At 70.1% G+C, this 12,648-nt stretch carries 14 protein-coding genes; 8 read left to right on the forward strand and 6 right to left on the reverse strand.

What is annotated here, in order from left to right:
- Position 1: 1 nt before the first annotated feature.
- Entirely contained in the window at positions 2–1,183 is a 1,182-nt protein-coding gene (locus tag ACSQ2H_RS06005; RefSeq protein ID WP_436060540.1) for a hypothetical protein, read from the reverse strand.
- A 102-nt stretch (positions 1,184–1,285) separates the two neighbouring features.
- On the opposite strand from ACSQ2H_RS06005, the gene ACSQ2H_RS06010 reads away from it, so the two are divergent.
- Positions 1,286–1,822: a VOC family protein gene (locus tag ACSQ2H_RS06010; RefSeq protein WP_436060541.1), complete on the forward strand. Its 537-nt coding sequence runs from the start codon at positions 1,286–1,288 to the stop codon at positions 1,820–1,822.
- 3 nt (positions 1,823–1,825) lie between these two features.
- On the opposite strand, the gene ACSQ2H_RS06015 is transcribed toward ACSQ2H_RS06010, so the two are convergent.
- Complete coding sequence (locus ACSQ2H_RS06015; protein ID WP_436060542.1) at positions 1,826–2,659, reverse strand: acid phosphatase; 834 nt, start codon at positions 2,657–2,659, stop codon at positions 1,826–1,828.
- 141 nt (positions 2,660–2,800) lie between these two features.
- On the opposite strand from ACSQ2H_RS06015, the gene ACSQ2H_RS06020 reads away from it, so the two are divergent.
- Entirely contained in the window at positions 2,801–3,055 is a 255-nt protein-coding gene (locus tag ACSQ2H_RS06020; RefSeq protein ID WP_436060543.1) for an acylphosphatase, read from the forward strand.
- A 90-nt stretch (positions 3,056–3,145) separates the two neighbouring features.
- Positions 3,146–3,739, forward strand: coding sequence for a murein L,D-transpeptidase catalytic domain family protein (locus tag ACSQ2H_RS06025; protein ID WP_436060544.1), 594 nt, complete (start codon positions 3,146–3,148; stop codon positions 3,737–3,739).
- Here the strand turns inward: ACSQ2H_RS06025 and ACSQ2H_RS06030 are convergent.
- The 3 genes from ACSQ2H_RS06030 to ACSQ2H_RS06040 all read right to left on the reverse strand — a co-directional run bounded on the left by ACSQ2H_RS06030 (position 3,736) and on the right by ACSQ2H_RS06040 (position 5,454).
- Positions 3,736–4,560, reverse strand: coding sequence for an enoyl-CoA hydratase/isomerase family protein (locus ACSQ2H_RS06030; RefSeq protein ID WP_436060545.1), 825 nt, complete (start codon positions 4,558–4,560; stop codon positions 3,736–3,738). The two genes, ACSQ2H_RS06025 and ACSQ2H_RS06030, sit on opposite strands and share 4 nt — an antisense overlap.
- A 68-nt stretch (positions 4,561–4,628) precedes the next feature.
- Positions 4,629–4,946 carry a hypothetical protein gene (locus ACSQ2H_RS06035; RefSeq protein ID WP_436060546.1) on the reverse strand — a complete coding sequence of 106 codons (318 nt, stop codon included), beginning with the start codon at positions 4,944–4,946 and terminating at the stop codon, positions 4,629–4,631.
- Between the two features lie 64 nt (positions 4,947–5,010).
- Complete coding sequence (locus ACSQ2H_RS06040; protein WP_436060547.1) at positions 5,011–5,454, reverse strand: GNAT family N-acetyltransferase; 444 nt, start codon at positions 5,452–5,454, stop codon at positions 5,011–5,013.
- Positions 5,455–5,590: 136 nt separating this feature from the next.
- Here ACSQ2H_RS06040 and ACSQ2H_RS06045 point away from each other — a divergent pair, with 136 nt between their 5' ends.
- Entirely contained in the window at positions 5,591–6,580 is a 990-nt protein-coding gene (locus tag ACSQ2H_RS06045) for a class 1 fructose-bisphosphatase (protein ID WP_436060548.1), read from the forward strand.
- A 9-nt stretch (positions 6,581–6,589) separates the two neighbouring features.
- Here the strand turns inward: ACSQ2H_RS06045 and ACSQ2H_RS06050 are convergent, their stop codons facing one another.
- Positions 6,590–7,735, reverse strand: a complete 1,146-nt coding sequence (locus ACSQ2H_RS06050) for a pyridoxal phosphate-dependent aminotransferase (RefSeq protein WP_436060549.1) — start codon at positions 7,733–7,735, stop codon at positions 6,590–6,592.
- Between the two features lie 89 nt (positions 7,736–7,824).
- On the opposite strand from ACSQ2H_RS06050, the gene hdhA reads away from it, so the two are divergent.
- From hdhA to ACSQ2H_RS06070, 4 genes are all read left to right on the forward strand, one after another.
- Positions 7,825–8,598, forward strand: coding sequence for a 7-alpha-hydroxysteroid dehydrogenase (gene hdhA / locus ACSQ2H_RS06055; protein ID WP_436060550.1), 774 nt, complete (start codon positions 7,825–7,827; stop codon positions 8,596–8,598).
- A 38-nt stretch (positions 8,599–8,636) separates the two neighbouring features.
- Positions 8,637–10,346, forward strand: a complete 1,710-nt coding sequence (locus ACSQ2H_RS06060) for an amidohydrolase (protein WP_436060551.1) — start codon at positions 8,637–8,639, stop codon at positions 10,344–10,346.
- 2 nt (positions 10,347–10,348) lie between these two features.
- The gene (locus ACSQ2H_RS06065; protein ID WP_436060552.1) at positions 10,349–10,897 is read left to right on the forward strand and encodes a sugar O-acetyltransferase; all 549 of its coding nucleotides are present in this window, start codon (positions 10,349–10,351) and stop codon (positions 10,895–10,897) included.
- Between the two features lie 122 nt (positions 10,898–11,019).
- Positions 11,020–12,540 (forward strand): hypothetical protein, encoded by a 1,521-nt coding sequence (locus ACSQ2H_RS06070; RefSeq protein ID WP_436060553.1) that lies wholly within the window; start codon positions 11,020–11,022, stop codon positions 12,538–12,540.
- The last annotated feature ends 108 nt before the right edge of the window (positions 12,541–12,648 follow it).

Raw genomic sequence — 12,648 nt, forward strand, 5'->3', positions numbered from 1 at the left:
CTCAGAACAGCAGCGCCTTCAACTCGCCGATGACCATCTCCGTGGGCATCGACAGGAACATCGCCGGCACGAACGGGGCGAGGGTGGCGGCCACCAGCATCAACAGGCTGCGCGGGTCCACCGGTATGAAGCGCATCGAGTAGACGTTCGAGACCACCTGGTAGAGGTCGGTGGCGGCGGAGAAATCCGGCTCCGACAGCATCGGCCGCGGCGAGGCGCCGAACCAGCTGCGCTCGAACTGCACGCCCATGTCGCTGGCCAGCACGCCGTACTCCAAGGCCCCTTCACGCCAGGACTGCATCAGCGGCCGCATGAAGAACAGCAGCGGCCCGACCGCAAGGGTCAGCGCCAGCACCGCCACGCCGCCGACCAGCATCAGATTGGTGAACGGCGTGGCCAGGTCGTGCCGATAGACGTATCCGAACCGGCCGGCGACGATCGCGCCCAAGCCCGCGCCGACGATGCAGAAAGCCCGCACCGACTGGGAAAGGAAGCCGAGCCCGCCGGCTTGGTCGGGGTGCGCCGACACCAGCCTCAGGTCCAGCCGCGAAACCGTGCGCAGGAACCAGGCCCAGTTGCCGATCCTCCACAGCCAGCCGAGCAGCAGCGATAGCAGCAGCGGCACGCTGACCACGCCGTGCCACCATCCGGCCGGCGACAGTCCTACCCCGTCCGCGGCGACCTGCCACGCGGCCTGTCGAAGGGCCTGCGGCTCGAGGGTCACGATGAGCGCGACCTGGGAATAGACGAACAGGATGACGATGGCCTCGGCCCACAGCGAGTTGACCCGGCGGCGCGTGGTCTCAAGCGCGTCGCGCACCCGCCGTTGATCGTCTTCGTCGAGCAGCCCCGCGACCTGGAAATGATAGGCGATGCGCCCCAGCCGGCGGGCGCAGACGACGTGGCCGAGCACCAGCAGCGGCGCGGCGATCGCGTAGCGGGCGTGCACGCCGATGTCCTCGATGAAGCTGTAGAGGATGCCGGGCCGGCCGAGCACGATGTCGATGGCGACCAGCACCGCCAGCGGGATCCAGGCGATGCCGAAGGTGAGGGTGGCGCGCACAACGGCGTTCGGGGCGACCGGCGAGGGCAGGCGCGCGAGCGCCGTCAGACGCCGGGGCGGGCCGCCTTCGAATATCGCTTCGACGCCGATGATCGGCGGGATGGCTGCCTGATGGACCACGTTGGTGTCCTTTCGGCGGCAAGCTTGGGCGCTCAGCCGCGAACGCGGCAATCGGGTCTTCTACCGATGTCGGAAGGCGGGGCGCCCGTTCGTCCTTGATCCATGAGCCTGCTGGTGGGCTCGGTCGCGGGCGCGGCGCGCCGCCCCGATGTGGAGGACGACATGCACAAGGTTCACCCGTTCCTGTGGTTCGACGGCCAGGCCCATGAGGCCGCCGAGCTCTATGTCTCGCTGTTCCCCAATTCGAAGATCGTCTCGACGACGCGTTATCCGCCCGGATCGCCGGGCGGCATGGACGGCCAGGTGATGACGGTGGAGTTCGAACTGGACGGTCAGCGCTTCACCGCGCTCAACGGCGGACCGCATTTCAAGTTCACCGAGGCGGTCTCGTTCGTGATCGACTGCGAGGACCAGGCCGAGGTCGACCGCTACTGGGACGGGCTGCTCGCCGGCGGCGGATCCCCCAGCCAGTGCGCCTGGCTGAAGGACCGCTTCGGGCTGTCATGGCAGGTGGTGCCCAAGGCGCTGCCGCGGCTGATGAGCGATCCGGATCCCGCCAAGGCCGGGCGGGTGGTCCAGGCCATGCTGAAGATGAACAAGATCATCATCGCCGACCTGGAGGCCGCCCACGCCGGGTGAGAACTAGCCGTTGGCCAGGGCTGCGGTCTCGGCGGCGCAGTCGCGGGTCGGCAGTTGCCCCGCGGCGCGGGCGGCGAGGATCTCGGCCTTGGCCGCCTCCAGGTCGGCCTTGAAGTCGGCGTTGTCGTGCAGCTTGGCGACCGTCGCCGCGCCCATCATCCGGCCTTCCTCGGTGTCGCTCAGCCAGTGGACGTTGCAGACTACGCGGCTCTGGGTGAAGGCGCGGCCGCGATGCAGCACCTCGGTGGCGCGGTCGGGCGCGGCCTCGGCCAGGATCAGCGCCCAGCCCCAGCCGATGGCGCTGTGGCCGGACGGATACGAGCCGTCCTTGCGCAGTTCGGCGTCGTCCTGCGGCGTGCACATCGGGGTGTTGTTGACCATGAACGGCCGCGGGCGCTGGAACTTGGTCTTGGTCGGATAGGTCGACAGGCCGTTGTCGACCAGGGTTCGGCGCAGCATCGTATAGAGCCGCGGGGTGGTCTCCGGGCTGATCTTGACCCCGACCGCGCAGGAGAACGTCTCCGCGGCCGCCGGGAACTTCAGTTCGGCGTCCTGCACCGCCACCGACCAGCGCGCGCTGCCGTTCAGCGCCACGGCGGCCTTGGCCGAGGCGTCGTCTCGCGCCTGGGCGGGTGAGCCCGCCGCCGGGGGGCCAGGCAGGATCGCCAGGCTGTTGGGCGCGCTGCCCATCTGCATGTAGCCGGCGAGGTAGCCGGGACGGATCTCGGGGATCGGCTTCGGCTCGGCCTTGGCCTGGACCTGCGGCTTCTGACCGTCCGGCGTCGCGCAACTCGCCGCCAACGCCGCAATCGCGACCACCCATGCCTGCCTGACCATCGCCGTCTCCCTTACTGTCGATTCCGCACAGCCTAGGCGAGTGACCATACGTCAGCATATCGGGCAGGCCCCTGATCGGGACCGTTGAACCCGTATTCGCCGTGGCGCATGTTGGCGGCCATGGAGCGCCGCGCGGTCAGATTGCGCATCACCGGTCGGGTGCAGGGCGTCGGCTATCGCTGGTGGGCCGAGCGTCAGGCCCGCGCGCTGGCCTTGGATGGCTGGGTGCGCAACTGCCCCGACGGTTCCGTCGAACTGCTGGCGATCGGCGACGAGGTCGCCCTGGAACGACTGATCGAGGCCTGCCGCGGCGGGCCGCCGGCCGCGGCGGTGGGGGGCGTGCAGCCCCTGGCGGCGGACGACGACGGCAGCATCGGATTCAATGCGCGCAGCTGACCCCTGCGACAGGTCGGCGCATTTTCGCCGCGAGCGGGTGTCATCGGGCGCCTACGACCCTAGATTTGCGGCTTAGCCAGGGAGCCGGACTTGGACCGACAGTTTCATCGCCGCCGCCTGCTGCAGGCGGGCCTCGCGACCTTCGCCGCCAGTGCGGCTTCGCCGGCGCTGGCCGCCGCTACGCCGGCGCTCGTCTCGGTGGCCCGCCGCGGCCTGGAACGGGCCGGCGACACCGTGCGCTATCGCGACCTCGTCGGGATCGCGGACTTCACCGCGGCGTCCAAGACGCCGCGCTTCCATCTCGTCGACCTGCGCAACGGATCGACCACCAGCCTCCTGGTGTCGCACGGCCGTGGGTCGGATCCCGGCCACAGCGGCTGGCTCCGCTCGTTCTCCAACGAGGTCGGGTCGGCGGCGACCTCGCAGGGCGCCTACGTCACCGGCGACTACTATGTCGGCAAGCACGGCCGCTCGATGCGGCTGCACGGCCTGGAAGGCAGCAACAGCAACGCCGAGCCGCGCGCCATCGTCGTGCACGGCGCCTGGTACGTCAGTCCGAAGATGGTCGCCCAGCACGGCATGCTCGGCCGCAGCGAAGGTTGCTTCGCCTTCGATGAGGCCGATCTGCCCCAGGTGCTGGCCCGGCTGGGGCCGGGCCGGCTGCTGCTGGCCGGGAAGTACTAGCGGCCCTGGAAGTCCGCCGGGCGCTTCTCGAGGAAGGAAGTCATGCCTTCCTTGAAGTCGTGGGTGCGGATCAGCTGCAGGAACTGCAGATAGACGTGGTGGACGTGGTCGTTGAACGTCTCCGACAGACCCATCCGCATCAGCCGCTTGGCCGACTGCACCGCCAGCGGCGCGTTGGCCGCCATCTCCAGGGCGATCTCGCGGGTCTTGGCCGCCAGTTCGGCGTCAGGCACCACGTGGTTGACCAGGCCGAGCTCCAGGCTCTCCTTGGCCGACAGCGTGCGGCCGGTGAAGATCAGCTCGGCCGCCTTGGCCCAGCCCAGCAGCCGCGGCAGGATCCAGGTGCCGCCGCTTTCCGGCACCACGCCGCGCTTGACGAAGGCGGCCGCCATCTTGGCGCTCTCGCCGGCGATGCGGATGTCGCAGCCCATGGCGGTGTCCATGCCGTAGCCGGCGGCCGAGCCGTTGAGCGCGCAGATCGTCGGCTTGTCCATGGCGAACAGCACGGTCGGCGGGGTGTTGCGCAGGTCGATGTTCACCGAGACGGTCGACACCTGCTTGTCCGAGCCGATGCCCGAGCCTTGCGTCGCGTCGACCAGGTCGAGCCCGGCGCAGAACGCGCGGCCGGTTCCGGTCAGCACGATGACCCGCACCGCGGGGTCCTCGTTGGCCTTGATCAGGAGCTGGGTCAGGCGGGCCAGCATCGGCCCGGAAATGGTGTTCAGCCGCTCGGGCCGATTGAGGGTGAGGGTGGCGATGCCGTCAGCCACCTCGTAGAGCACTTCTTCCGACTTGGGGGTCGTTTCCACCGCCGCGCTCATCGTCGCTTCCCTTTATGGCGTAAATTAATGCGGCCAGCCTATGCGCGGCGTCTGGGGGCGGCAAGGGCCTAGGAGTCGCGGCGACGCGAACTGGCCAGCAGCCACAGCCCGATGATGACCGCCAGCTGGCAGAGCGCGGCCAGCGCCGCGCCCATGGCCAGGCCGAGGGTCATCATCACGCGGTCACAGGCCTGCGAGCCGCAGTTGAAGACCACGATCTGGGCGATGAGGCCGGCGGCGCCGATCAGGGTGAGCAATGCGCCCGCCGCCGCTCGTCCTGGCGACAGACGAAGCGGCGGAGGAGCGCCGGGCGGCGGATCGAGGGAGGACCGCCGCGGACCGAGCCATCGCTGCGGCGTCTTCAGAGGGTGGGACAGAAGCGCCATAGCGACCTCCTGGTCACTGCAACGTCCAACTAGCGGCCTTGGATGCAGCCCGCCTTGATCCTCGTCAAAGCGGCGCGGCGCGGTCCTTGCGCATGCGCCAGACCTCGTGCTCGCCGCCGGCGAAGGCGATGCTCTTGGTCCCCTCGACCACGAAGCCGAGCCGCTCGTAGAAGCGCCGGGCGTTCGGATTGACGGTGAACACCGACAGCGTCAGCGGCCCGTCGGTCTGCGCCTCCGCCCACGCCATCATCAGCCCGCCGACGCCCTTGCCCTGCGCCGCCGGGCCGACGAACACGTTGGAGACGCGGGCGCCGACCAGTTCGATGAAACCGACGATCTCGCCGTCCACGACCGCCACCGCGCGCTGGTCGGCCGGCTCCAGCGGCTCATGCGGCCCGAAGGATTCGGGCGGCATGTGCGCGCCGTACGAAGTCAGGGCGGCGGCCGCGGCGATGGCCTGGCAGGCCGGGCGGTCGGCCTCGACGAAAGGGCGGATCTGGACGCTCATGGAACACTCCGGGGCGGCGGGACGGCCGGGTCCGACCTTAGTGCATGGCGGCCCGCCCTGCGCTCCTGCTTGAGAGGTGGCTCGTCTCCGGCCGCACAAACGGCTATCGAGGGGCCGAATTGAAGGAACAAGACGCATGACGACGACGCTCACCGATTGGCTTGCCAAGCAAGACGCGCCCGCCGAAGGGCTGCGGGCCGGACTGGAGCGCGTCGCCGAGGCCTGTCGCGTGATCTCGGGACTGGTGGAGCGCGCGCCGCTCGAAGGCCGGCTCGGCGCGCTGGCGACGACCAATGTGCAGGACGAAGTCCAGAAGGCGCTCGACGTCGTCTCCAACGACGTATTCCTCGACATCTGCGGCCAGGAGCCGGCGTTCGCCGGCTTCGCGTCCGAGGAACTGGACGAGGTGAAGCCGGGCGCGCTGGGCGGCGGCCTGCTGCTGGCGTTCGATCCGCTGGACGGGTCGAGCAACATCGAGGTGTCGATGTGCGTGGGGTCGATCTTCTCGGTGCTGCCGGCGCTCGACGCCGGGCGAGCGGTGGAGGAGGCGGACTTCCTGCAGCCGGGCCGCAATCAGATCGCCGCCGGCTATGCGATGTACGGCCCCCAGACCATGCTCGTGCTGAGCGTCGGCGGCGAAGTGGCCGGCTTCACTCTCGACCGCGAGCGCGGCGCCTGGCTGCTCAGCCATCCAGGGATGACAGTCCCTGAGCATAGCTCCGAGTACGGCATCAACTCGTCCAACGAGCGTCATTGGAAGCCGGGTCTGCGCCGCTACATGGACGACGTCCTGGCCGGGGGCGAGGGCCCGCTGAAGCAGGACTTCAACATGCGGTGGACCGCGGCGATGGTCGCCGACGTGCACCGCATCCTGGTCCGCGGCGGGATCTTCCTCTACCCGGGCGACACCCGGCCGAAGGTCGTGAATGGCAAGCTGCGGATCCTCTACGAGTGCGCGCCGATGGGCTGGCTCATCGAGAAGGCCGGCGGCGTCGCCTACGGGGCCGACGGCCCGGTGCTCGACATGCGTCCCTCGACGCTGCACCAGCGCTCGCCGATCGCGCTGGGCTCGCGCCAGGTGCTGGTCCATGCCTGGACCGAGTACCTCGCGCAGGACGCCGGCTGACGGGCGGTCCTACTCGGCGGTCGCCGCGGCCTGGCTCGCGAACCAGGGCTCGAGCCGCGCGATCGCCTCCTCGATCTCCGGCGTCGAGACCGCGAACGACATGCGGATGAAGTGGTGGCCCTCGACCGGGTCGAAGTCGACGCCCGGCGCGGTGGCGACGCCGGTGTCCTGCAGCAGACGCTGGCAGAAGCTTAGGCTGTCGTTCGTCAGGTGGGCGACGTCGGCATAGATGTAGAAGGCCCCGTCGGGCGGGGCGATCGCCGACAGGCCGAGCCGCGGCAGCGCCTCCAGCAGCAGGGCGCGGTTGGCGCGGTAGACCTCGATGTGGCCTTCCAGCTCGTCCTCGCTGTCCATCGCCGCCAGCGCCGCGTGCTGGGCGAGCGAGGGCGGGGTCAGGAACAGCGCGCCCATATAGGCGATCGCCGCCTTCACATGCTCGGGCGGCGACAGCAGCCAGCCCAGCCGCCAGCCGGCCATGCTGAAGTACTTCGAGAACGAGTTGACCACGAGGGCGTTCGGCTCGAACTCCAGCATCGAGCGAGCCGGCTCGACATAGCTCAGGCCGTGATAGATCTCGTCCGAGACGATCTTGATGCCGCGCTCGCGGCAGACCTTGGCGATGGCTTCGAGCTCGGCGGCCGGGATGATGGTGCCGGTCGGATTGGCCGGGCTGGCGATGATCACGCCGGCCGGGGCCGGATCGAGGGCGGCGATGCGCTCGGCGCTGAGCTGGTAGCGCTCGTTGGCGCCGCAAGCCAGCTCCACCGGCTCGATGTGCAGGGCCTTCAGCGTGTTGCGATAGGCGACGTAGCCGGGGCGGGCCAGGGCGACGCGGTCGCCGGGATTGAACGACGAGGCCAGGGCCAGCACCAGGGCCGGCGAGGCGCCGCAGGTCAGGGTGATGCGGTTCGGCGCGACCTCGACGCCGTACTTGTCCTTGTAGTGCCGCGCGATGCGCGCCTTCAGCGCCGGGCTCTCCCAATAGCCCATCGGATCGCTGTCGAGCACCCGGTGCGCAGCCTCGATCGCGGCCTTCGGCGCCCCGGTCGAGGGCTGGCCGAACTCCATGTGGATCACCGAGCGGCCCTCGGACTTCAGCCGATGGGCCAAGCCGCTGACGGAGATGGCGTGGAACGGATCGATGCGCAGGGACATGACCGAAGCTCTGGCGCAGCCTAGCGGCCAAATCAAGGAGCCCTCGGATCTCGCGGCGCGTTAGCTCCGAAACAGCGACGGAGTCCGAGATGGCGACGGGCGTTCAGGAACTGCTGGCGCTGACCGATCAGGTGGCGATCGTCACCGGCGGCGGGGCGGGCATCGGCCGGGCCATCGCCTCGCGCTTTGCGATGGCGGGCGCGGCGGTGGTGATCGGCGACCGAGATCTGCCCGCGGCGCGCAGCCTCGCCGAAGAGGTGGCCGGGATGGGAGGCAGGGCCATCGCTGTCGCCTGCGACGTCACCCGCGAGGAAGATCTAGAGGAGATGATTCAGGCCGCGATTGGGCGGTTCGGCCGCCTGACGATCCTGGTCAACAACGCCGGCGGCGGCGGCCCCAAGCCCTTCGACATGCCGATGGCCGACTTTGTGAGAGCCTTCGAGCTGAACGTGTTCTCGATGTTCCGGCTTTGCCAGCTCTGCGTGCCGCACATGAAGGCGGCCGGCGGCGGGGCGGTGCTGAACATCTCCTCGATGGCCGGCGAGAACCGCAATGTGCGGATGGCCTCCTACGGCGCCTCGAAGGCGGCGGCGAACCATCTGACCCGCAACCTCGCCTTCGATCTGGGACCGCTGGGGGTGCGGGTCAACGCCATCGCGCCCGGCGCGATCCGGACCCAGGCGCTGGCCAGCGTGCTGACACCCGAGGCGGAACGGGCGATGCTGCGCCATACCCCGCTTGGTAGGCTGGGCGAGCCTGAGGATATCGCCAACGCGGCGCTGTTCCTGTGCTCGCCGGCCGCCTCGTGGATCAGCGGTCAGGTGCTGACCGTCAGCGGCGGCGGGGTGCAGGAACTGGATTAGACGGCGGAAAGCGCCGCGGGCTGGAGGAAACGAGGGGCATGAGCTGGGGAACACGTCGGGACGTGATGCTGGGCGGCGCAGCGGCGCTGGCGGCGGGGTCGCGGGCTTTCGCCGCGGAGGGCGACGCCGTCTATTTCGGCGGGCCGATCCTGACCATGGACGACGCCAGACCGCGGGCCGAGGCGCTGGCGGTGCGCGGCGGGCGCATCCTCGCGGTCGGCGGCAGGGACGAGGTGCTGGCCAAGGCCGGCCGCGGGGCGCGGCAGGTGGACCTGGGCGGCCGGGCGCTGCTGCCCGGCTTCGTGGATCCGCACGGCCACGTCTCGTTTGTCGGACTGCAGGCGATCTCGGCCAACCTGCTGCCCGCGCCGGACGGCGAGGGCAATTCCGTCGCCGACCTGCAGCGGGTGACCCGCGCCTGGATGGAGGCCAACCGTCCGTTCATCGACCGCTACAAGCTGGTCATGGGGTTCGGCTACGACGACTCCCAGCTGCGCGAGCAGCGTCATCCCACCCGCCGCGAACTGGACGAGATCTCCGCTGAGGTCCCGGTGCTGTTCATCCACCAATCCGGCCACCTGGGCGTCGCCAACTCCAAGGCGCTGGAGGCGGCGGGGATCAGCGCCGCCACCCCCGACCCGCAGGGCGGCGTGTTCCGTCGCGAGCCCGGCGGCCGCGAACCGAACGGGGTGATGGAGGAGCACGCCTTCATGGGCGTGATGGGCAAGCTGCTCAGCCGTCTCGACCTCGACGCCAACCTCAAGATGATCGCCGAGGGCGTGAAGCTCTACACGAGCTACGGTTACACCACCTGCCAGGACGGCAAGTCGTCGAGCGGCGGGGTCAAGGCGCTGCAGCTGGCCGCCAGCCGCGGGATGCTGACCGCCGACGTCGTCGCCTATCCGGACGTGTTGACCGCCACCGACGTGGTCAAGGCGCCGCTGTGGGGGCCGAGCTACAAGGACCGCTTCCGCGTCGGCGGCGTGAAGCTGTCCATCGACGGCTCGCCGCAGGGCAAGACCGCCTGGCTCTCGCAGCCCTACTTCGTGCCGCCGGAAGGTCAGAGCGCGGCCTATGCCGGCTATCCGGCCGTACCGGTCGACCAATGCCTGGCGGCCATCGACCAGGCCTTCGCCAACGGCTGGCAGATCCTCGTCCACGCCAACGGCGACGCCGCGATCGACGTGCTGATCGCCGGGGTGCGCGAGGCGACCAGGAAGTACGGCCCCGGCGATCGCCGCCCGGTGCTCATCCACGGCCAGACCGCGCGGGAGGACCAGGTCGACGCCTGCAAGGCGCTGGGGATCATCCCGTCGTTCTTCCCGATGCACACCTTCTACTGGGGCGACTGGCACCGCGACTCCGTGCTCGGGCCGGTGCGGGCCGAGAACATCTCGCCGACCGGCTGGGCGCTGCGCCGGGGGATGATGTTCACCACCCACCACGACGCCCCGGTGGCCAAGCCGGACTCGATCCGGGTGCTCTCGGCGACCGTCACCCGCCGCACCCGCTCGGGCGACATATTGGGGCCGCATCAGCGCGTTCCTGTGGACGTCGCGCTGAAGGCGATGACCATCTGGCCCGCCTATCAGCACTTCGAGGAGGCGACGAAGGGTTCGCTCGTCGCCGGCAAGCTGGCCGACTTCGCGCTGCTGTCTCAGGACCCGACGGCCGTCGATCCCGAGAAGCTGGCCGCGCTGAAGGTGGTCAAGACGATCAAGGAGGGCGTCAGCATCTGGCGCGGATAGGCATGGCGCTGACCCAGAAGCAGAAGATGTTGGCCGGCGAGCTCTATGATGCGAGCGACCCGGAAATCCAGGCCGACCACGCCGCGGCGGTCGCCTGGATGGCTCGCTTCAACGCCCTCGACCTGCCGATGGACGAGCGCCACGCCCTGCTGGCCGAGAAGCTGGCCTACGCCGGCAAGGGGGCGACGATCCGGCCGCCGTTCCACTGCGACTACGGCTTCAACATCAGCCTCGGCGACGGCGCGTTCCTGAACTTCAACTGCGTGATCCTCGACGTCGTGGCGGTGACCATCGGGGCCAAGACCCAGATCGGCCCCGGCGTGCAGATCCTCGCCGCCGACCATCCGCGCGACGCCGCCGAACGCGCGGGCGGGCTGGAGTTCGGCCGGCCGATCAGCATCGGCGCCAATGTCTGGATCGGCGGCGGCGCGATCATCCTGCCCGGCGTACGTGTCGGCGATGATGCTCTGATCGGCGCCGGAGCGGTGGTGACCCGCGACGTGCCGCCCGGCGCAACCGTGGTCGGCAATCCGGCCCGGGCGCGCGCATAGCCGTTTCGCCGCTTCGCGCGGCTCGTGCATGGGCCTGCTCGGCGACCTGCGCCCCATGCTCGACTTTGCATAGAAAAGCCTCCGCCGGCGCATAGCATTTGTCGCGAGCAGGAGGGGGCGACATGCGCATCGGTTTGAAGGCTGGAACATGGCTGCTGGCGACGACGGCGAGCGTGTTCGCCCTGGGCGCGCAGGCCGCGCCGCGGCTCGACACGGTGCTGAAGCCGGTTCGTGACGGCGGGACCGAAGTCACCGCCATCGAGGTGAAGGCCGAACTCGCGGGCGGCGAGGGCGAGGCGCTCGTGCTGTCGGCGCCGGTCGTCTACGCCGGGGTGCGCGGCGTCGCCGACCGGGTGCAGGACCTGGTCGTCACCGATGCGAAAGGCGTGGTGCCGCTAACCTCCGTCGACGATCCGGCCGCGCCGGGCGGCTTCCCCTATTTCCGTCATTGGACCGCCCAGCGCGCGGTCTCCTATCCGGTGAAGATCAGCTACCGCGCCGTGGTGCAGCCGGCCGGCGCGCCCCAGGGACCGCCGTTCGGCATCCGGCCGGCGGCCGGCGGCGTCAGCGGCGCCGGGGCCGGCTTCCTGGTCCTGCCCGAGAAGGTCGGCGAGGCCGAGCTGAAGCTGCGCTGGGATCTCAGCGGCCTGGCCAGGGGCTCGCGCGCCGTGGCCTCGCTCGGCGACGGCGACCTCACGCTGACCGGCGATCCCGAGAAGCTGCGCCAATCCTGGTACATGGCCGGGCCGATGGGCCGCTATCCGGCGACCGGCGACATCGACGGCTTCAGCGGGACCTGGCTCGGCCAGGCGCCGTTCGACCCGGCCGCCGAGCTCGAATGGTCCGGCAAGCTCTACCAGCAGCTCGACAAGGACTTCGGCTATCTGAAGCCGGCCCCGCGCTACCGGGTGTTCATGCGCTTCCTCGACACCCCGCCGGTCGGCGGCGGCACCGCGCTGCCCAACTCGTTCATGCTCTCGCGCGCCTCTGCGCCGCGCGATCCCGCCGCCGAGGGGCCGCGCACCACCTTCGCCCACGAGATGATCCACCAGTGGGTCGGCGGCATCGAGTCGCCCGGCGCGGTCGGGATCAGCAGCTGGTTCAGCGAGGGGCTGACCACCCACTACACGGCGCTCGCGCCCATGCGGGCCGGGTTCTCCACCGTGGCGGAGTATGGCGAGCAGATCGACGCCATGACCCGCGGCTACTGGGGCAGCGAGGCGCGCGATTGGTCGGCCGAGAAGATCGCCAAGGCCGGCTTCGGCTCGGAGAGCATCCGCCACGTGCCCTACAATCGCGGCGCGCTCTACTTCGCCGACCTCGACGCCAAGATCCGCGCCAAGTCCGGCGGCAAGCGCCGGCTCGACGACCTGCTCGCGCCGATGTTCGTCAGCCGCGAGAAGGGCGCCGCCTTCGACCACGAGGCCTGGAAGGCGATGGTCGGCGGCGAGCTAGGGCCCGAGGCGGTCGGGACCTTCGAGAGGGTCGTGCTAGGCGGCGAGATGTTCGTGCCCGACGCCGGCGCGTTCGGTCCATGCTTCACCCGCGAGCCGGCGACCTACGATGTCGGCGGCGTCCCGGTGCAGGGCTATCGCTGGGTGCGGGTCGCCTCGGTCCCCGATGCGGTCTGCCGAAGCTGGTAGTCCAGCTGGGGCTCCCCATCCGCTCATCCCGGCGAAAGCCGGGACCCAAGCTGAATTGCAGCCAAGCGGGCCGCACTCCAGCTTGACCGAAGCGCCGCTTGGGTGCCG

Source organism: Phenylobacterium sp. LjRoot97, assembly GCF_964254345.1.
GTDB lineage: Bacteria > Pseudomonadota > Alphaproteobacteria > Caulobacterales > Caulobacteraceae > Phenylobacterium.

What these genes read in the sequence shown, in the direction of transcription:
- ACSQ2H_RS06035 (WP_436060546.1), bottom strand. Translation starts at nt 4,946, where the DNA reads ATGGCGCTTCTGTCCCACCCTCTGAAGACGCCGCAGCGATGGCTCGGT.
- ACSQ2H_RS06030 (WP_436060545.1), bottom strand. Translation starts at nt 4,560, where the DNA reads ATGAGCGCGGCGGTGGAAACGACCCCCAAGTCGGAAGAAGTGCTCTAC.
- ACSQ2H_RS06040 (WP_436060547.1), bottom strand. Translation starts at nt 5,454, where the DNA reads ATGAGCGTCCAGATCCGCCCTTTCGTCGAGGCCGACCGCCCGGCCTGC.
- ACSQ2H_RS06060 (WP_436060551.1), top strand. Translation starts at nt 8,637, where the DNA reads ATGAGCTGGGGAACACGTCGGGACGTGATGCTGGGCGGCGCAGCGGCG.
- ACSQ2H_RS06070 (WP_436060553.1), top strand. Translation starts at nt 11,020, where the DNA reads ATGCGCATCGGTTTGAAGGCTGGAACATGGCTGCTGGCGACGACGGCG.
- ACSQ2H_RS06010 (WP_436060541.1), top strand. Translation starts at nt 1,286, where the DNA reads ATGAGCCTGCTGGTGGGCTCGGTCGCGGGCGCGGCGCGCCGCCCCGAT.
- hdhA (WP_436060550.1), top strand. Translation starts at nt 7,825, where the DNA reads ATGGCGACGGGCGTTCAGGAACTGCTGGCGCTGACCGATCAGGTGGCG.
- ACSQ2H_RS06065 (WP_436060552.1), top strand. Translation starts at nt 10,349, where the DNA reads ATGGCGCTGACCCAGAAGCAGAAGATGTTGGCCGGCGAGCTCTATGAT.
- ACSQ2H_RS06015 (WP_436060542.1), bottom strand. Translation starts at nt 2,659, where the DNA reads ATGGTCAGGCAGGCATGGGTGGTCGCGATTGCGGCGTTGGCGGCGAGT.
- ACSQ2H_RS06045 (WP_436060548.1), top strand. Translation starts at nt 5,591, where the DNA reads ATGACGACGACGCTCACCGATTGGCTTGCCAAGCAAGACGCGCCCGCC.
- ACSQ2H_RS06050 (WP_436060549.1), bottom strand. Translation starts at nt 7,735, where the DNA reads ATGTCCCTGCGCATCGATCCGTTCCACGCCATCTCCGTCAGCGGCTTG.